13 protein-coding genes and 2 pseudogenes are annotated in these 19,265 nt (G+C 41.5%); 8 read left to right on the top strand and 7 right to left on the bottom strand.

Going from position 1 to position 19,265, the window contains the following annotated elements; all coding sequences use genetic code 11:
• From C3420_RS08410 to C3420_RS08400, 3 genes and pseudogenes are all read right to left on the bottom strand, one after another.
• Positions 1–371, bottom strand: a pseudogene (locus tag C3420_RS08410) (hypothetical protein); the annotation flags it as partial.
• A gap of 11 nt (positions 372–382) precedes the next feature.
• Positions 383–2,373: pseudogene (locus C3420_RS08405) on the bottom strand (peptidoglycan DD-metalloendopeptidase family protein).
• A 17-nt stretch (positions 2,374–2,390) separates the two neighbouring features.
• On the bottom strand, positions 2,391–5,222 hold the full coding sequence (locus C3420_RS08400) for a type VI secretion system Vgr family protein (RefSeq protein ID WP_103800691.1): 2,832 nt from the start codon (positions 5,220–5,222) through the stop codon (positions 2,391–2,393).
• Positions 5,223–5,467: 245 nt separating this feature from the next.
• Between C3420_RS08400 and C3420_RS08395 the strand changes: the two genes are divergently transcribed.
• From C3420_RS08395 to C3420_RS08385, 3 genes are all read left to right on the top strand, one after another.
• Positions 5,468–6,622 (top strand): methionine aminotransferase, encoded by a 1,155-nt coding sequence (locus tag C3420_RS08395; protein ID WP_004895318.1) that lies wholly within the window; start codon positions 5,468–5,470, stop codon positions 6,620–6,622.
• Between the two features lie 122 nt (positions 6,623–6,744).
• Positions 6,745–8,109: an MATE family efflux transporter gene (locus tag C3420_RS08390; RefSeq protein ID WP_004895320.1), complete on the top strand. Its 1,365-nt coding sequence runs from the start codon at positions 6,745–6,747 to the stop codon at positions 8,107–8,109.
• A gap of 285 nt (positions 8,110–8,394) precedes the next feature.
• Positions 8,395–9,438 carry an LLM class flavin-dependent oxidoreductase gene (locus C3420_RS08385; protein WP_228152950.1) on the top strand — a complete coding sequence of 348 codons (1,044 nt, stop codon included), beginning with the start codon at positions 8,395–8,397 and terminating at the stop codon, positions 9,436–9,438.
• A gap of 147 nt (positions 9,439–9,585) precedes the next feature.
• On the opposite strand, the gene C3420_RS08380 is transcribed toward C3420_RS08385, so the two are convergent.
• Positions 9,586–10,431 (bottom strand): SDR family NAD(P)-dependent oxidoreductase, encoded by an 846-nt coding sequence (locus tag C3420_RS08380; protein WP_103800692.1) that lies wholly within the window; start codon positions 10,429–10,431, stop codon positions 9,586–9,588.
• Between the two features lie 220 nt (positions 10,432–10,651).
• On the opposite strand from C3420_RS08380, the gene C3420_RS08375 reads away from it, so the two are divergent.
• From C3420_RS08375 to phoR, 3 genes are all read left to right on the top strand, one after another.
• The gene (locus tag C3420_RS08375) at positions 10,652–11,329 is read left to right on the top strand and encodes a TetR/AcrR family transcriptional regulator (RefSeq protein ID WP_103800693.1); all 678 of its coding nucleotides are present in this window, start codon (positions 10,652–10,654) and stop codon (positions 11,327–11,329) included.
• Between the two features lie 212 nt (positions 11,330–11,541).
• A complete protein-coding gene (phoB, locus tag C3420_RS08370) occupies positions 11,542–12,252 on the top strand; it encodes a phosphate regulon transcriptional regulator PhoB (protein WP_005220310.1) in 711 nt (236 codons plus the stop codon).
• A 24-nt stretch (positions 12,253–12,276) separates the two neighbouring features.
• Positions 12,277–13,635 (top strand): phosphate regulon sensor histidine kinase PhoR, encoded by a 1,359-nt coding sequence (gene phoR / locus C3420_RS08365; protein ID WP_008307124.1) that lies wholly within the window; start codon positions 12,277–12,279, stop codon positions 13,633–13,635.
• A gap of 57 nt (positions 13,636–13,692) precedes the next feature.
• Here the strand turns inward: phoR and C3420_RS08360 are convergent, their stop codons facing one another.
• From C3420_RS08360 to C3420_RS08350, 3 genes are all read right to left on the bottom strand, one after another.
• Positions 13,693–14,340 carry a glutathione S-transferase gene (locus C3420_RS08360; RefSeq protein WP_005220314.1) on the bottom strand — a complete coding sequence of 216 codons (648 nt, stop codon included), beginning with the start codon at positions 14,338–14,340 and terminating at the stop codon, positions 13,693–13,695.
• A gap of 122 nt (positions 14,341–14,462) precedes the next feature.
• Positions 14,463–14,861 (bottom strand): OsmC family protein, encoded by a 399-nt coding sequence (locus tag C3420_RS08355; protein ID WP_103800694.1) that lies wholly within the window; start codon positions 14,859–14,861, stop codon positions 14,463–14,465.
• 29 nt (positions 14,862–14,890) lie between these two features.
• Positions 14,891–15,838 carry a pirin family protein gene (locus tag C3420_RS08350; protein ID WP_103800695.1) on the bottom strand — a complete coding sequence of 316 codons (948 nt, stop codon included), beginning with the start codon at positions 15,836–15,838 and terminating at the stop codon, positions 14,891–14,893.
• Positions 15,839–16,328: 490 nt separating this feature from the next.
• On the opposite strand from C3420_RS08350, the gene C3420_RS08345 reads away from it, so the two are divergent.
• Both C3420_RS08345 and C3420_RS08340 read left to right on the top strand, forming a co-directional pair.
• Positions 16,329–17,633, top strand: a complete 1,305-nt coding sequence (locus C3420_RS08345; protein ID WP_103800696.1) for a sensor domain-containing diguanylate cyclase — start codon at positions 16,329–16,331, stop codon at positions 17,631–17,633.
• Between the two features lie 198 nt (positions 17,634–17,831).
• A complete protein-coding gene (locus C3420_RS08340) occupies positions 17,832–19,082 on the top strand; it encodes a GGDEF domain-containing protein (RefSeq protein WP_008307115.1) in 1,251 nt (416 codons plus the stop codon).
• Positions 19,083–19,265: the final 183 nt, after the last annotated feature.

The raw sequence follows: 19,265 nt of genomic DNA, 5'->3' as shown, positions 1-19,265 counted from the left end.
CTAAATTCCCTTATCCGAAAGGCAACTATTTTTTTATCTTGATAAAGTATTTTTAAATCTACAGTTGATTTCAAAGGCACAGTACTTTGATATAAAATATATTCTTTTTGATTATTTAAAACTTCGATGCCATAACTCTTAAGAATGTAGTTTCCACCAGAATATTTTTTGTTTTTATCCCCATAATCAACCAAACTTAATTTAAAATTTTTATCTAATTGAGAGAATCTACCAAATTGATCCAGAAATAAAACTGGTTCTTTAATTTGGGTAGCACTTTGCTGATAATCATTCCAATCTATATTTTTTGCGTGACATGATAGTGAAAAGAAGCTGCTGCTAATTATTACTATAGATTTAAGTATTTTCATATTTTAAGTGCCTAAATCAATTTGGTTATAAAAAAAGGAATAGGGTCAAATCTTCCTTGCAAGCCTGTACCGAGCAATGCTGAACTCCTTGCCTCGAAATGCAAATGTCCCCCTTTTGATATAGTAGTCATTCCCCTAGCATTTCCAGTAGAACCCGTTTTACCTAAAATTGTCTTAGCATCAACAACATCTCCTTTTTCAACATCTATGGTAGATAGATGTGCATAAAAAAATAAATTGAATGGCTGTTTGTAATATTTCTTGATGCATAAGTTTTTTGCTTTTCAGGCAAGTCATCAATGTTTACTTCTAATACTATAATTTTCCCATATGCCTTTCCACTATCTGTTGCAATAGCAATAACTCCACTACATACCGCAAAAATATTTGTACCGGAATCAGCAGCTAAATCTATACCTTGATGGTTTCTAGTACCTCCATTTCTAACTTTCCCGAAAGTAGCACTTTTTACATTAGCTAGACCAGCAACTCTTAACTGGTTTATTGCTAAAGGATCTACCCACATTCCACTGCCTCCAACAATTTTATTTTCTTGTATTTCGATACTTGGTGTTGGTGTTGGTGTTGGTGTTGGTGTTGGTGTTGGTGTTGGTGTTGGTGTTGGTGTTGGTGTTGGTGTTGGTGTTGGTGTTGGTGAAGAAGTTTGCCCTAATAAAATTTTAATTGTTTCATCTAAAGATAAATTTATTCCAGAAGTTTTAGATTTATCCAATACATAATCATAAATATTAATATGTGCATCGATGTATGCTCTTAGCCATATTCCATAAGCAACTCTTGCATCGTTGTTATATCTTTTCAAATAATCTAAAGCACTTTGTTTACCCTTATTTCCAAATTGTGCAAGCAATAACATTTTTGCTCTTTCTGGGGAAAAACTATTATTTATGAATGACCTCGCACCTCCAGCTCCTTCATGATGTAATAGATAAGCAAATTTAGCTATTGAGCTCGGCTCTATTAATTTTTGATAAGGTAATTTTGACCATTTAAAATTTATAACTGCATAAGCAGCTGCTGCATCAATCGAAAACTCAGAGTTGAATCTTAGATTTAAAAGTTGCTCCTCAGTAAGATATTTATTTTTTGAAGCATATTGCCCTATTAAAGATTCTTGGTTTTTACAAAGTTCAAGCCAAGTACCTTTAAGAAATTGTGTTAATCCTGCGGCATTTGTAGTGGTATTAAAACTTTTGGAATCCCATTCCCCATTACTTTTTTTTGCAGCTTCAGCGTGAATTAAAGCTGCTAAACTATGTGGAGTAAATCCATGACGTTTCGAAGCATCTATAACAAATTTTCTATATTTATTATTTACTGTATTGAGTATGAAGTTCTCTTCTGTAAATTGGCTTGCAATTATATGGGTACTATTACCTGAATCAGTCCTTTTTTGACTATTTACTGGCTCAGGTAAAATTATAGATGGTTGACTAGTATCTATTTTTTCATTTATCCCTTTTACGATAGGATCTGCTAAATTTTTTAAGGATTTTTTGATTTCCTTTATTGTCTGTTGAACTATACCCGATTGAGGATAGTGATTGCCGGAGACTTTCATTTGCCTTGAAGTCAGCCTTAAAACTTTTTTCCCTATTGGTAAAGTTTTATGATTAGCTATTAAATCAAAATTACTTTTTATATTTTTGTAATAAACTTTTAAACCTTTTGAATGATCTAAGATTTCAATATCATTAATTACACCATCTTTAAAATTTATTTCTTTTGATTTACCATCATATTCTAGTTTTACAATTCCTTTTGAAATAGGTTTAAAAGATAAATCTAATAATATAATTTTTAAAATCAATTCAGCTTCAATCTCATTGATCTCATCAATATATATTTTTTGACCTACTTGTATTTTATGAATAGAAGAACTATTCAACTTATTAATTTTAGCTAATTTTTGTACTGTAATATTAAATTTTTTTGAGATACCCCACAATGTATCTCCTTTTTTTACAATATAATAATTCACAGAGAACACCTTTATAATTATTGAATGTCTTCAATCTGAATTCCATGCTCACCCACATCAAATTCATCTTCTAAATCTTTAGTATCTAAATCTTCAAAGATATTTGACCATTGCTTAAACCCTACTAATGCTTCATAAGCAACCCATTCTTGAGAAATAGATAATTGCGTTTTACCATTAGAATCAGTTTTACCTTCCCATAAAATTTCCTTATTTTCAGGTATGAACATAGTTACTTCAGCACCTTCAATTCCACTACCACCTAAACTATTAAATAAAAAATCTACAGCGTATGGTCCAGATTTAGGCAATTCAGGAATCTCATAAATAGTTTTGGCTCCTTCTTTAAATATATGCTGCCCTGCTCTACACTCAAACTTCCCACTTGTAGTACTAAATACCCCCTGTCCATTAATCTTTAACTGAGATCCACCCGCAGTCAGTACAATTTCTTTAGGACTTATAATTTCAATCTGATCTTCAGTCGAAATAATTTTGATTTGTTTGCGAGCAATAGCTTCAATTGCATCATCCTGTGCCTGAAACTCCACTTTGCCCTTTGCCGCAATGGCTTTTAATCCTTGTTGGGCTGCAAATAAGCTAATTTTGTCCTGAGCATGGGCAATTAAAGATTTCTGGGTTGAAAAATTGATGCTATCCGCGGCACTGTGGTTAATCTGTTTATCAGCCGATAAATGCAAATCTTCATTCGTTGAAAGTGCAATCGAATTTGGTGCACAAAGTACCATTAGCGCCTGTTTAAAGGTTTCAGCCTTACTTTGATCCTGCTGTTCAATTTGGTTCAGAAAATTTGTCAGATGATCAAGTGCCTCTAAAGGATCAGTTTGCTGGTTTTTAGAAACGTCACTTAAGGCCTTACTATTATTAAAACTTGATTCAAGCTGGCTTTTAGCCGGGCTACTATTTAAGTGGTTGGCATTAGCATTTTCCTGTTTATGCGTTGAAATTAGCAGGCCAGCCCCCGCCCTCACTGCTCCCCACTGATCCGTCCTAAGCTCAAATCCTTCACCACGCCCATCACTCACTTCATCTTCTTTAGGGTGGCTTAAATTTCCTAAATTTAGTTGGCTAGCCCCATGACTACTTTGTAGCTGTACACTAATCTGTCCGGTCGTATCATCAAAACGAAGCTGGTTAAAACCTTCACCATTTACCTCCTGAGAGCGGATACCGCTCAGTTTTTTGGTTAATGGCAGTTTGCCTTTGACATCAAACATCGTCTGATGCCGTTCAGCTTCATGAATACGACCCACCACAAATGGCCGGTCGACATCTCCCTCAAAGAAATCAATGACGACGATTTCCCCGATACGTGGATGGAATCTTGCCCCATAGCCTTCACCTGCCCACGGTGTCAACACATCTACCCAAGCCGAGTCGCTATCATTATCATTGGCACCAGCGCCACTATCATGTTGATGGTCATCACTGCGGGTAAACAGGAAACGAACCTTGACCCGCCCCCATTCATCCACGTAAATAGTTTCACCCTCAGGTCCGACTACTTTCGCCCGCTGTGGATAGGCCATTGGCCGATGCTGTAATGGATGATATTCAGGTACGACAGGAATATGACGACGCACCAAATACAATTCATTACTCTGTCTTTCATCATCTAATAATTTCCAGCGGCTGGACTGTATTAAGTGATCCAGCTGCAGCAAAATATCTTTGGGTAAATTATTCTGGTTATAGAAGTATTTCCCCAAAATTAAAAATTCACGTTCATTGGCTGGATGTTGATCTATTTCAGGATGATCATGTAATTCAAACCAGTACCCAACTTGTGCATCACGCACACTACTACTGGCCTTAAAATATTTGGACTGCAAGGCATGGGACTGGTTTAGCTGCTGGCTGAGTTGATCCAGTTGAGCAGAACTGGCTAAAGTCGTTTGATCTTCTCCATTCAGGTCGCTGATCCAGGCCGGGCTAATGGTCCAGACATCTTCAAGATTCAGACTTTGATTATCCTGTATTTCGCTATGCTGATGGCTACTGAGCAGTAGCTGACTTTCATTCTGAGCCAGCTGATCCGCGTGCCAGCGCTGGGTTTGTACTAAAGTTGGATTTAAAGAACGCTCTGCCAATAGACCAGTAATCGTGTCAAAAGGTTCGGTGGCATGGCTACGATGAAAACGGATACTACGGCGCTTTAAAGCCTGAAAATGCGGCTGGTCATCAATTAAACGTAGAATTTGTGGCTGAATGGTCTGAGCTGAAACGGGGACCATGATTTCCTTTTCATCGATCAGCCAGTTCATGCCTTCACTACGCCATAAGCGGGTCAGAAACTCATAATCCGTTTCATTTGACTGCATCACAAAAGGTCGAACATCGTAGTCCCGTGATAAGGCAGAAACATCCAGGCTCAATCGTGCTGCAAATAAGGAGCTGCGAGCCTGCCATTCTTTAAATAAAATTTCACTAATATCCCGAACGCTTTTATTCATAAACACACGACTATTGCGGCGTTTATGCCATAAGGAAGTTGCATCCTGCAGGGTCAGTTTATATAGCGTCAAAGCTCCGTCGCTTTGTCCCTGGCTTGCCGCTGTAATCAGACCTGTCGTTCGAAATAATTCTCCACGGTCAGTCACTTGATCAACTGCAACCTGACAGCCAATAAATTGTTTTAAAGCGAGATTTGCATTGGTTGAAAGGCAGATCAGTTCTGCCTGTAAACCCTCATTAATCTGATGATGACCTTCAATGCGCTGAATAAAAACCTGTGTATTTAAAACCTGATTAGAAAACTGGATATGTAGGGCTCGTTTTTGCAGATTAAGCCCAAGAGTCTCAAGGATGGTATGAATATTGTTTAGCATCTTATCGTTATTTTTAAGGAATATTATGCAGCTGATTTTATGAAAATTGCCCCCTATACGTCCATCATGCTTTTTATTTCACATGATTTGACCATTAATTTATTGCTCATCAGCTCTTTCATTAAGGTTTTAATCTTTTAATATTTTATTGACAAAATGACTAACGATTTCTGTTATTTGTGCTCACAGAGCAGAATCGTTACTGCTACACTTTATGCTTATATTAATCAAACGAGCGTTGTGACATGCTTGATCTCCAGTCCAAACTGCCTGACTTGGGCGTGACGATTTTCAGTACCATGTCTGCCCTTGCTCAACAACTCGGGGCATTGAATCTTTCACAGGGATTTCCCGATTTCCCTGCACCACCCGATTTAATTGAAGCTTTAGGACGGGCAAGTACGTCCGGTTTTAACCAGTATGCACCTGGAGATGGTTTACCTTTATTACGCGCTTTGGTCGCTGATTTATATTTACAGCGTGATCAATTATCACTAGATCCAGCTCAGGAAATTACCATTACACCTGGCGCAACGATTGCAATCTTCTGCGCAATTCAGGCTGTAGTGCGTGCAGATGAAGAAGTCATTATTTTTGACCCGAGTTATGACAGTTATGCGCCGACGGTACAGGTTTTAGGGGCTAAACCGATTCATATCGCACTCGGGCATCCGGATTTTTCAGTGGACTGGAGCCAGGTTAAGGATGCGATTAATGATCGCACCCGCATGATTATTGTAAATACCCCGCATAATCCTACTGGAAGTGTCTGGTCTAAAGCGGATTGGCAACAGCTGATTGAACTGATCCGTGACCGCAATATTGTGGTGCTCTCTGATGAAGTTTATGAACATCTGGTCTTTGATGATGTAAAACATTATTCAGCACTTTCCTTCCCGGAATTACGTGAACGCAGTTTTGTGATTGGTTCCTTTGGCAAGACCTTCCATGTCACCGGCTGGAAAACCGGCTTCTGTGTAGCTACCCCGGCCTTAATGAAATTGTTCCGTCAGGTATACCAATTTGCCAGCTTTTGTGGTGTAACACCAGTACAAGTGGCATTAGCTGAATATTTACAACAACATCCTGAGCATATTCCCCAGCTGTCGGCCTTCTATCAGGCCAAACGGGATTTGTTTAATTCATCCATTCAGAATTCACGTTTTCAGTGGAGACCATCACAGGGGACTTACTTCCAGAATCTGGATTACAGCAAAATTCGACCAGATTTAGAGGATGTTGCTATGTGTCAGTATTTGGCCCATCAACATGGGATCGTGGCGATTCCGGTATCAGTATTTTATAAACAGCCGCCAAAAGATTTACGTTTGCTGCGTTTCTGTTTTGCCAAAAAAGAACAAACTTTGCTGCAAGCGGGCGAAATTCTTTCCAAAGTTTGATTTAAATATTTAAAGACTTACATAGCTTCAGCCTTAGTTACCTAAAAGCTAAGGCTATTTTTCTGCAAATTTCCGATAATTATTTTTTTCTCCCTTTCTAATAATCAAGAACAGGATGTCTTATGGCACAGCAAGCATTGGTTCAGCAGCAAAATCTATGGAAAACATTTTTTATTTTCCTGTTGCCGCTGGTTGTGACCAATATCCTGCAAAGTTTGTCCGGTACGATTAATACGATTTTTGTGGGGCAAATGCTGGGCGTACATGCCATTGCTGCAGTTGCGGTTTTTTTCCCAATCCTGTTCTGCTTGATGGCTTTTGTAATTGGCTTGTCCGCAGGTTCAACCGTTTTGGTGGGACAGGCCTGGGGAGCAAAAAATCTGGAAAAAGTCCGCTGTGTTATTGGTTCTACCCTTTTTATGACCCTAATTGGCGGTAGCCTGATTGCATTTTTTGGGGTGATTTTTGCAGAGAAGATTCTGCTACTGCTTGGAACCGATCCCGATGTGATGCATCTGTCTCTACCTTATGTGCAATGGATGCTTGCGGGTAGCCCGCTGATTTTTATTTATATTATTTATACTTCAATTCTGCGTGGTGTGGGTGACAGCACGACGGCCTTATTTGCCTCTGCCCTGACGATTGGAGTCGGTCTGGTGGTGACACCTGTTCTGATTGCCGGTTATTTCGGTTTCCCGAAAATGGGGATTATCTCGCCTGCCATTGCAACTATTCTTGGTAATATAGCAGTCCTGTTATTTTTAGCCCTGTATTTAAATTATAAACAACATCCACTTAAACTAGATTGGGCTTTACTAAAGCATATCCGTCATCATCCTGGCTTAAGCAAAATTATTCTGCGCTTGGGTATTCCTACCGGTGTTCAGATGATTACTACTTCAGCTGCAGGTTTGGTGATTGTCGGTCTGGTCAACCGTTATGGTGCGGAAGCTACAGCAGCTTATGGTGCAGTAAATCAGGTGCTGAATTATATCCAGTTCCCTGCACTTTCCATCGCCATTGCTGCTTCCGTTTTTGGTGCCCAAGCAATTGGTGCGGGTAAAAATGACCTACTCAATAAAGTAACACGTACGGCCCTGAGTATGAATATCCTGTTTACCGGTAGTCTGGTGGTATTGGCCTATCTGTTCTCGAAATATCTGATGGCACTGTTTATTACCGATCCGCAAGTGGTGGTGTTGGGTCAGCAGCTACTATTTATCGTGCTTTGGTCGATTCTGTTCTTTGGTGCCAGTGCGATTTTTGCTTCGATTATGCGAGCCAGCGGTACAGTGACCGTACCGATGATTATCAATATTATCGCCATCATCGCAATTGAAGTTCCGGCAGCTTATCTATTTAGCCATTGGTGGGGGCTGCAAGGCATCTGGTATGGCTATGCCTTGGCCTTTGTCTGTCTGTGCATCATGCAAGGCTTGTATTACCAGTTTGTCTGGAAAAAGAAAACCATTGAAGCGCTGATTTAACAGTAGCTCAAGTATGTATAAATTTAAAACTTATCTTTTTTTTAATTAAATACACCTCATCTTTATGCTTATTCCATATTCATTATAAGGATTTAATTTTATCGTATTTTTAAACTCGATTATTCCTTGTTATAAACCTGTTGAAATACAGGATAACAACAGGATTTCAGCATGGCTCAACGACAAATTAAACTGGGTGCCTTCATTCCAACGACATCGCAACATGCAGCAGGTTGGCGGCATCCAGCGTCCCAGCCTCAAGATCATTGAAGCCTTGATTATGCAATTGAACTAGCAAAGACTGCTGAACGTGGTCTATTTGATGCTTATTTTCTTGCCGATGGTTTAGCTGTTAACTGGAGTCATGGCGCTTCTAAGCATAATAAAAATGTAGGGTATAGTGACAAAGTTGTTGGGTTTGAACCCTTGACCTTATTTGCGGCTATTTCAGCAGTCACCAAAAATATTGGCTTTATTGCTACTGCATCAACCACCTATGAAGAACCCTATCTATTAGCACGTAAATATGCCTCTTTAGACCATATCAGTAGGGGTCGTGCTGCATGGAATGTTGTGACGACTATGTCTGCTGAAACTGCGCGTAACTTTGGTTTTAGTACACATCCAGATGCCAAAGTCCGTTATGAACGCGCGGATGAATTTATTGAAGTCGTGCAGAAACTCTGGGATTCCTGGGAAGATGACGCCTTCCTCTACGATAAAGAAAGTGGTCATTTTTTTGAGGCCACTAAACAGCATGAACCGCTTCATCAAGGAAAATATTTTAATGTCCAAGGCGTATCGGTATTTGTCGCCAAGACCGAACACGAAGCCAAAGAAAAATATGCATTGCTCAATAGCCTGATCCACCCGGATGTCGGCTTGGGCTTACTTTCAGGTTTAGCCGGCGATATTGATCTTTCACCCTATGATCTGGATGCACCTTTCCCTACAGAAGATATTAAGATCAAGTCCAACCGTCAGCAAATGATGTTTGAGATTGCAGCAAAGCATCACTTTAGTATTCGTCAGTTATACGAATATATTGTTTCTGCCCGTGGTCACTGGACATTGATTGGTACACCTGAACAGGTAGTCAATCAGTTACAGGAATGGTTCGAAAATGAAGCTGCAGACGGCTTCAATGTGTTACCACCAACAACGCCTGCCGGCCTGGATGACTTCGTCAATTTCATTGTACCGGAGCTGCAACGCCGCGGCCTGTTCCGGACTGAATATGAAGGCCATACTCTGCGTGAAAATCTGGGGCTGAAACGTCCAGTAAACCAGTATCTAGTGACTCAACCCAATACGGCTATAGCCTCTTAGATCAGCCTTTATAAAAAAGATTAGTTTGAATTACTATTTTATTTTCTGTGGAGGAGAGAAAGAAAAATTATTGCTAGTCTTTCATTTCTTAAATTTAAATATAAAAAGTCCGCAGAAGCGGACTTTAATTTCATAACTTTTAATAATTTAAGCTGATTTCTTAGATTTACCTAACTTAGTGGCAAAAGCTGTGACCTTCTGATACCCCGTTGGTAAAATACGTTGGATTAAATCGATCGCTTTGGCATCGTTACCAATCAATAAACGGCGTTTGTCTTTTTGAACGGCCTCCAAAATCTGACGCGCTGCTTCTTCAGGCGGACAACGCAATAATTTATTGAAGCTACGCGCAGACTTTTCAGGGCTCATCCCTAAAGCCCTGAGGCTGTCATTCATTTTTGCGGCATTGGCAATATTGGTACGAATTCCCCCCGGATGCACGCAGAGTGCGCTTACACCACAATTTTCAATATCCAATTCTTGACGTAAAGACTCAGTAAAACCACGCACTGCAAACTTGGTGGCATTGTAGGCAGACTGGGTTGGCTGTGCAGTCAGTCCGAATAAACTCGAAATATTCACCACATGACCATCGCGGGTCTTTTTAATGCGTGGCAAGAATTCTTTGGTTCCGTACACCACACCCCAGAAGTTGATCCCGACAATCCACTCGAGTTCGTCATAAGATGCGCCTTCCACTGTTGACCCCAAAGCGACCCCAGCATTATTGAAGATCATGTTGATACTGCCATGCTCCTGCTCGACTTTTTCAGCCCAAGCACGGACTTCTTCCAAATTGGCAACATTGACTTTGTCGAGGGTGGCACGCACGCCCGTGTCTTTAATCAGTTCAAGTGTTTTAAGTAAACCTTGTTCATTCACATCACTTAATGCCAGATGACAGCCCTGTTTCGCCAAAAGTACAGCCAACTGCTGACCAATGCCCGAACCTGCACCGGTAATCGCTGCAACTTTATTATTAAAATTTTTCATAAGTTTCCCTTATTGATGAAACTGCCTGCCCAGACAGCATTTCTTGTTCTGTCGTGCTTCATGCAGCAATTCCCTTCAATATAATTTTGACAATACTTATTGTCAATCATGATGACTTATCTGTTCAGGACAATCCAGGTTGGTGATCAAGAACATAGGTCTAAATGCAATTTATTGGTAAGATATTCAAAATTTCGGTGCTTATGAGCTTAATCATTTTATGACCAATTCGGCAATTCCTGTGGAAAAGCAACAAAAAACGATGACAAAGGAACGTCAGTTTAAGGGACTGTCTATGGCTGAACGCCAGCAGGCACGCCGGGAAAAGCTGATTGAAGCGGGTATTCAAGCTTATGGCACGCATGGCTTTTTTTCTGTAACTGTCAAGGATATCTGTACTGAAGCCAAGCTGACCGAACGCTATTTCTATGAATCATTCAAGAAAAGTGAGCATCTGTTTCAAACTATTTTCCTAAAACTGATCGATGAATTGCAGCAAAATGTCATGCAAGCCATGATGCAGGCTTCCTCTGATCCTAAAAAGATGATCGAAGCTGGTCTGACTGCCCTGCTCACTACATTGCGTGATAATCCACGTATGGCCCGGATTATTTATATCGATGCCATGCTGGTACAGGAACTGCATAATCAAGCCACCATTCATGAAACCATGGGCCGTTTTGACCGCATGATTCAGGCCTTTGTCATGCTGATGATGCCGAACCTGAGCCGTTCCGCACAGGAAATTTCTCTGGTATCCACGGGCTTAAATGGTTATGTCACCCAGATTGCCATTCGTTGGGTCATGAGCGGTTTTAAACAGTCCATGGAGGAGGTCCTGTCCTCGTGCAGTATTGTATTTTTGGCACTTTTTGAATCTTTTTCAGATAAAAAATAATATTTAACGCAATTATTTCTTAATTTATTTTCTATTTTTCAATCAATTGTTATTACAGATATTTTTCCTCTATCAAGCAACTTAAATTGTCACAAATCTTTGCGAAAGCAGGGCAAATATCCCTTTCTGCAATGATACTGTCATAATTAATCTTTGTAATAGGCTCGTCATAAATATAAAACGGTCCACCGTTGACTTATAGGAAATGCGCTGTGAAAGATGACTACATTTTAATCGTCGATGATGAGCTTCCAATTCGGGAAATGATCCATACGGCACTGGATATGGCTGGCTTCAATTGTTTAGAAGCAGAAGATGCCAAACAGGCCCATCAAATGATTGTGGATCAGCGTCCAGCATTGATCCTGCTGGACTGGATGATGCCTGGTGGAGTGAGCGGTGTAGACTTATGCCGTCGCCTGAAACGCGATGAAACCCTGTTAGAAATTCCAGTCATTATGCTCACTGCACGAGGCGAAGAAGATCATAAGGTTCAAGGTTTGGATGCCGGTGCAGATGACTACATGACCAAGCCATTTTCTACCCGTGAACTGGTATCCCGTATCAAAGCCGTACTGCGCCGTACCAATAGCCTGAATGGTGAAAAAAGTATTGAAGCCAATGGCCTGTTACTCGATCCTGCAAGCCAGCGTGTCAGCTTTAATGATACTATTCTGGATATGGGGCCGACTGAATACCGCCTGCTGGCCTTCTTCATGACCCATCCAGAACGTGCCTATACCCGTGCCCAGCTCCTGGATCAGGTGTGGGGTGGCAATGTGTATATTGAAGACCGAACCATTGACGTGCATATCCGACGCCTGCGCAAAGTGCTGGAGCCATATGGCGCCGACCGTTTTGTACAGACTGTACGCGGAACCGGCTATCGCTTTTCGACCCGTATTGATGTCGCACTCGGCTAATTTGACTTAGGTAAATCCTGCTTTATGTATAAACCCTACCCTGTTCCTGAAATGGCCCGTGGGCATAAACTGCCAAGCTCCAATAGCTTATGGGACTTTGCCAAGCAGGATTTACGCCTTCTGGCCTTCTTCCTGTTGATCGGCAGCCTGATTGGTTTCGGGATCGGGTATTTCTGGGTCTGTATCGTACTGGCTTTTGTAGCATTCTTTGTCACACAAATCCGTTCCCTATATTTGGTCAATGACTGGATTTCCAATCGTCCTTATGACGTACCACCCAAGATCAATGGCATCTGGGGTGCCCTGCTCTTTAATGTCTATCAGGCCCAGCGTCAGGAACGCATTGTACAGGCAGAAATGGTCGAGCTGATTGATCGTGCCCAGTCTTCTCTAGGCGCGCTACAGGAAGCCGTGGTACTGATCGATGAAAATCAGCAGATTGAATGGTGGAATCCCGCAGCTGAACGTCTGCTCGGCATCAGTGCTGAAGATAAAAGCCGTAATATTCTGAGTTTACTCTCTCAGCCAAATTTCGTTGATTATTATCATCATATTGATGATGCACCTGACGGTCTCAAGATGCAATCTTCGATCTTTGAAGACCATTATGTACAGATCAAGATGACCCGCTTTGGGGGTGAAAGCCGTCTCTTGGTCGCTTATGATGTGACCCGGATGCATAATCTGGAGCAGATGCGCAAAGACTTTGTCGATAACATCTCGCATGAGTTACGTACGCCTTTAACGGTGCTCAGCGGCTATATCGAAACCTTTACCGATCAGGAAGATATCAGTCCACGCTGGAAACGCGCCTTTGACCAGATGCAATCCCAGACCCGGCGTATGAATGCCTTGGTCAATGACTTGTTACTATTGTCTCGTCTGGAAAATGACGAAAATATTGCCAAGAATCAGATTATCGACATGCCCAATCTGATGAACCAGCTATTTGATGATGCTCAGGCCTATAACGTGGATTATGGTCATACGCTGAACCTGGATATTGACAGTCATTGTGATCTGATTGGTTCCGATATGGAAATTGCCAGTGCTTTCAGCAACCTGATCACCAATGCGATTAAATACACGCCAAAAGGCGGTACGGTCACCATGGGCTGGCATGATGATAGTGAATCGGCTTACTTTGTGGTAGAAGATACCGGGATCGGGATTGACCCGAAACACGTACCGCGTCTGACTGAACGGTTCTATCGCGTCGATTCTGACCGTAGCCGACGTACTGGCGGTACAGGTCTTGGACTTGCGATTGTAAAACATGTACTGATGCAGCATCAGGCACAGCTAAAAATTGATTCTCGTGAAAATCAGGGCTCTACTTTTAAAGTGATTTTCCCGAAGGAACGCTTGAGCTTCCCGGACTGATTGAAACCTTATCCCAATAAAAAGGTGCCTTTTGGCACCTTTATTTTTAATGGCTTGTTAACTCAATACTTCTTCTTTGGACATGGCCCGGAAATAGGCAGGACGATGAGATAAGCGTTCCAGATAGGCTTCAATCGCCGGATAACGTTTACCCGTACGGGTCTGAATGGCATCTAATGGGAAACTCATCTGAATATCAGCAAAACTAAATCGACCGGCAAAATATTCATGCTCGCTCAGGTAGTCTTCCAGATATTGAATATGATCTTTAAGACGCGGCTGTACAAATTTACTTTTAATTCCACTGGTAATCTGTCGCGCCATAGGACGCAGCAAAAATGGTGTGTGCTTCTCAACGGAATTAATGACCAGATGCATAACCAGTAACGGCATCAGTGAGCCTTCGGCATAATGCATCCAGTACCGGTACTGCTGTTTGGTAGTAGAATTGAGCGGCTGAAACTCCATACCCACATCATAAGTTTCCTGCAAATATTGTAAAATCACCGCAGATTCTACCAGCACCTGATCACCATCAATCAGGATCGGTGCCTTCCCTAATGGATGGATCATCTTCAACTCTGAAGGGGCAGAAAAGTTAGGCAGCCGTTTATGGAACTTGATTTCATAATCTAGCCCCAATTCCTCCAATGCCCATAAAATACGGAACGATCGGGACTGCTCAAGATGGTGTAGGATACGCATGTTAGACTCTTTTGTTATTGTCGTGTTATTGCCGCTTCAGCATAACAAAAAGTGTCTGGTTCCGGTGAAATGCTTTACGAATTATATTACATTTCAATCAGTCTTCTTTACATATGGCGAGATTAAAGTAATGTAGTTCGAATCTCCAGACTCCGTAGCAAAGTTTTAGTCACTGGTGTTTTTTGACAAATTTCCAGAATTTTTTGCCGCAATGTTTCATCTAACGGATTTTGAAAACTTAAACGTCGTTCAATCCATTCCTGCCCTTCTCGATTGGCAAAGAAATCGGCTTCAACCTGAAACTCCCCCAGCTCCAGATCTTTATGTCTGGCATACATACGCAAGGTAATCATGGTGCAGGAAATCAAGCCTGCCAGCAGAAAATCATAAGGTGCGGGACCACGATCCTGACCACCAAAAGCTTCCGGCTTATCCGTCAGATATTGGTGATTGCCATGACTGATCTGTCCCTGCCATGGTGTTTCCAGACTATGTACACGAGCACTTGCAAGCATGGCCATTTCTTCTTCCTTATTTTATGGTGATGCATTTATTTTGAAGGGCGCATATGGCCCGGGAAAGCAGGGGCTTCAAGTCGTGGTCCCTCGTAGGCAGGAATCGAGCCAAATCGTTCATGCTCTGCAATCCATTGCTCACGTGCCATTTTCAATTCTTCAGTCGTGCGGCCAACAAAGTTCCACCATAGTAAAATCGGTCTTTCAAAAGGTTCGCCCCCCAGCAACAGTACACGGCTTCCGGCATGAATCTCGATATGTACCCGATCCAGCCCCGGTTCCAGAATCACCATATTATCTTCAGTCAGTTCATGTCCGTTGATGCTGGCCGTCCCTTCCAGTGCCAGAAAACCATATTCAAATTTTGGATGAAGCGGTAATACTGCCTGGGTACTGTCTGCTGCATACAGATCCACCCCGAGCAGTTCGCTATGTACCTTCACTGGTGATATTGCCTTAAGATATTCCCCAACCAGTACCGTGAACTCAATGCCTTGATCCTCAACCACAGGCAATTCCGGATAATGATCAAACGCGGGTGCCATATTGACCATATCATCTGGCAAAGCGATCCAGAGCTGTGCGGCATGCATTTTAGTTTCTGTTTCAGGTGCAACTTCAGAATGGGAAATGCCATAACCAGCCGTCATCAGATTGACCTGACGCGGACGTAACAGCTGCGCACTGCCCAGACTGTCACGATGCATCATGGTACCTTCGATCATCCAGGTAAAAGTCTGTAGACCAATATGTGGATGTGGTCCTACATCCAGGCCGTCTCCCTGCGGGAAATGAGCAGGTCCGGCATGATCCAGAAAACACCATGCCCCGATCATCCGTTTATGCCGGCTTGGTAACGCACGCTTGATCACTGTTCCCTGACCAATTTCAGCACGGCGTAATGGAAATTCTGCAATGAACTGATTGACGTATTTTGTGCAATCATCTGAATTGAAAAGTTCGATATCATTATTATTCGACATGTTCTGGCTCACTCGGCTGGGTCAAAAGATCATAGCAATTCAGATCGGTAAAAAGAGTGCTACTTTCAGGATTGTGCTTGTCATATTTGCAACAATCTTTAACTTCAACGGTCTGATCTGTACTTGACCTGATTTCTTGTTTTCATGGGTACTCAGAATCTTGAATCTATCCTTAAAATTCGAGGTCGCAACTAGTTAAAGATCACCCAAACCTTTTTTAGCATTTTTCATTTTAATAAGGTGAGGTTTACACATACTGCAACAAACAATTATCTCGGATTGTTTCACGTGAAACAGGCTTATATTTAATTTTTTATAAATTAAATCAAATAATTAATTCAATAACACCTAAGTTTTGGCTCTCTCCTGTCGCAGAAAAAATGTTTTGTTACTTTTTCCTTCTCCATGCGTCGCAATCTATCCGTTTGACCATAGATTCCTGACCCCAAAATTTGCTCATAATATGTGCGAATTTTTAATGGATTGAAAAATGACGATTGCCGATAGCAGGATGCATGCAAATATGCAGGCTTCCTTGCAGAGTCTTAATCGGCATTCTTCGGAACAGCTGCAACCTTCCGAGAATGACCTGAAGAACCGTCAAGTGCTAGAAGATGCACTTGTGGATCGGCACGCCCGTATTCCTGTGCAATTTCTACCCCATTTTTATGACTATCTGTACCGGCATAACTACCATAGTCTGCGTCAGATTCATTTACTGGCACAATTGGTGTTCCTGCTATATTTCTTTGCCGATATCTTTATCATCCCCGACCTGATGATGGTTTCTGGGTTTACTCGGGTGATTTTGGTCTTAGCTTTCTGGATCGTCTGTGAACTGTTATTTCAATACAGCCAGAACATTCGCTTGCTCGATCTGATCCTGCCGATAGGGACTACGCTTTGTGCTGGAGTATGGATCCTGCTCCTGCTCTCTTCTACCAGCCTACATGTAGAAAATTACTTGTATGCTGCATCCATTTTTATTCTGATTGCCAATCTCTGCATCAAGGTTCAATTTAGGGCTGCACTATATTGTTCAATCCTGATCAGCCTGCTGGTCCTGATAGCAATGACGCAGCTAATGACGTTATCGGAAGCTTTTATCTTTATGGTCGTGTTCAGCCCAGTGTTGCTGTTTAGCCTGTATTTTAACTGGAATAATATCCTGCATACCCGTCGTGCATTTATCCGTACTTTGTTAGATGAATGGAACTACCATATGGTGCGTAATCTCGCCCATACTGATGAACTGACTCAGCTCTATAACCGTCGGCATTTTGTTAATCTGGCAGAAAACTGTATTCATGACTGGCCAAGATATTCAAGCACCTGTCTGCTAATGTTTGATGTGGACCATTTCAAGCAGATCAATGATAGTTATGGGCATGATGTCGGGGATCGGGTACTACAGTTAATTGCAGATACAGCGCGTAAGGAAATGCGCCATAGTGATGTACTGGCACGTTTTGGTGGTGAGGAGTTTATTATTTTGCTGTCCGATACACAGTTGCAAGATGCTTTGGTAATTGCCGAGCGCATTCGTAATTCGATTCAGCAGCAGTATCTCTATGCCCGGCCTGAGTTGATACTGAAATTTACAGTTTCGATTGGTATTGCTGAGCTGGAGTCCCATACTCAGGATCTGGATGATCTGATTAAAAAAGCGGATGTGGCGCTTTATGCCGCCAAGAAGAGTGGACGTAACCGGATTGAAGTGTATCGTCCAGATATGAGTTCACCGTTTCAATCTGATCTACAGAATTTTTATACTGAAAAATATATTAACTTATGAACAGTCATAGAAGTAATTTAAACGCATAGACAGTAAATCCAGCCTATCTCATTTTTTGCTTTGTACTCACTCTCCCTTTTTTGTAACCGAAAATATTTATTCTAGATGACTACTTTTAAAGTGAATTTTTAAGGAATAGAATAAAATTTATACAAAACTTAATATATAAAAAATTTTATTTTTTATGGGGAAGGCTGAATGCCACAGGAATATCATAAGGAGTCACGCCTTCTGATTCAGCAGGCGCTTAAAGATCCTCTGGTGTGTATTCCTCAGCCATTAAAATCTGCCTATTATTCTCATCAGAAAAAGCTGCATCTGAGATATCTGCTTCAGGTGAATCTATGTGCACAGTTTGCTTATGCTTCCTATACCCTTGCGGATATTTATGTACTGCATGACATCCACACCCTGTTGCTTGTAACCAAACTGGGTTTTACCTCAGTCATGACCCTGATCACGGTCTGGATGTACCAGCATAGCCGGAATTTACCACTCTTTGATCTATTGCTACCCACTTCGATTATTGGTGCCAGTGCGGTCTGGTTTTTTAATTTAAATCAGTCAGAAAGTCCTTATAACCTGATCTATCAATATTCCTCTCTGGTCTTTATCGTTCTGGCAAATTTAAGTGTACATATCCGTTTCAGGCCTTCCCTGATCATCTCGGCCCTGATTACCTTCATGATCTATATGGGTGTGTATTTCAATGTTAAAGGCGATCTGCAACAGCTGGTTCTGTTTTCTCTGATTTATGTGCCGGTGCTAAGTTTTAGTATCTATATCAGCTGGAATTCAACGCTTAAATCTCGGATTGTATTTTTACAACATACCTTGAACGAATATAACCGTCAGGCTTTTGAGCATATGGCGCATACCGATTCCCTAACAGGATTAAATAATCGCCGCTTTTTTGAATATTTGGTTCAGCAACATCTAACACATAGGCTTGAAGAAGGAACACCGAGTCCTAGTTCATTAATCGTCTTTGACGTCGATCATTTTAAAAAGATTAATGATAACTATGGTCATGATATTGGCGACCAAGTACTGCAAATCATTGCGAAAACAGCTCAAAGTGAAATGCGAAATACTGATATTCTGGCGCGCTACGGCGGGGAAGAGTTTATTGCCCTGCTTCCTGAAACGCATCTGGATGATGCTCTAAAAATTGCCGAGTGTTTAAGGCAGCGCATTGAACAGACCGAAGTGTTTCTTGATCAAGGTCAGTCCTTAAAATTCACCATTTCAGTGGGTGCGGCGATCTTGGAAACTTGTGAAACGGACCTGTATACCGTAATTAAACAGGCGGATATTGCGCTGTATCAGGCCAAGGCCAACGGACGGAACCGAGTAGAGCAGTATGACCCTTTAACCAGTCCTACTGTCGTACTGCTGTCACAAGGCTCGTGGAATAAGGATCGGGCAATTAAAATCGTTGGAACCTAGTTAAAAGATATCTTCATCGAAACGGTCTTGGTCGATTTTATAAATATGAAAGCTCCGTTCAATTTGTATCTCTAAAAGAAACTCTATTTCTAAAAATATTCTTTTCACTTGGAAGTGTTTGATTGAGTATCTCTTTTGACAGATTTGAGCATTCAGCTCATATATTTGCCGCATCTGAAATTT

Origin of the sequence: Acinetobacter sp. ACNIH3 (genome assembly GCF_002918965.1) — a bacterium.
GTDB classification, from domain to species: Bacteria; Pseudomonadota; Gammaproteobacteria; order Pseudomonadales; family Moraxellaceae; genus Acinetobacter; species Acinetobacter schindleri.
This window is presented reverse-complemented; position numbering and strand designations above follow the sequence as displayed.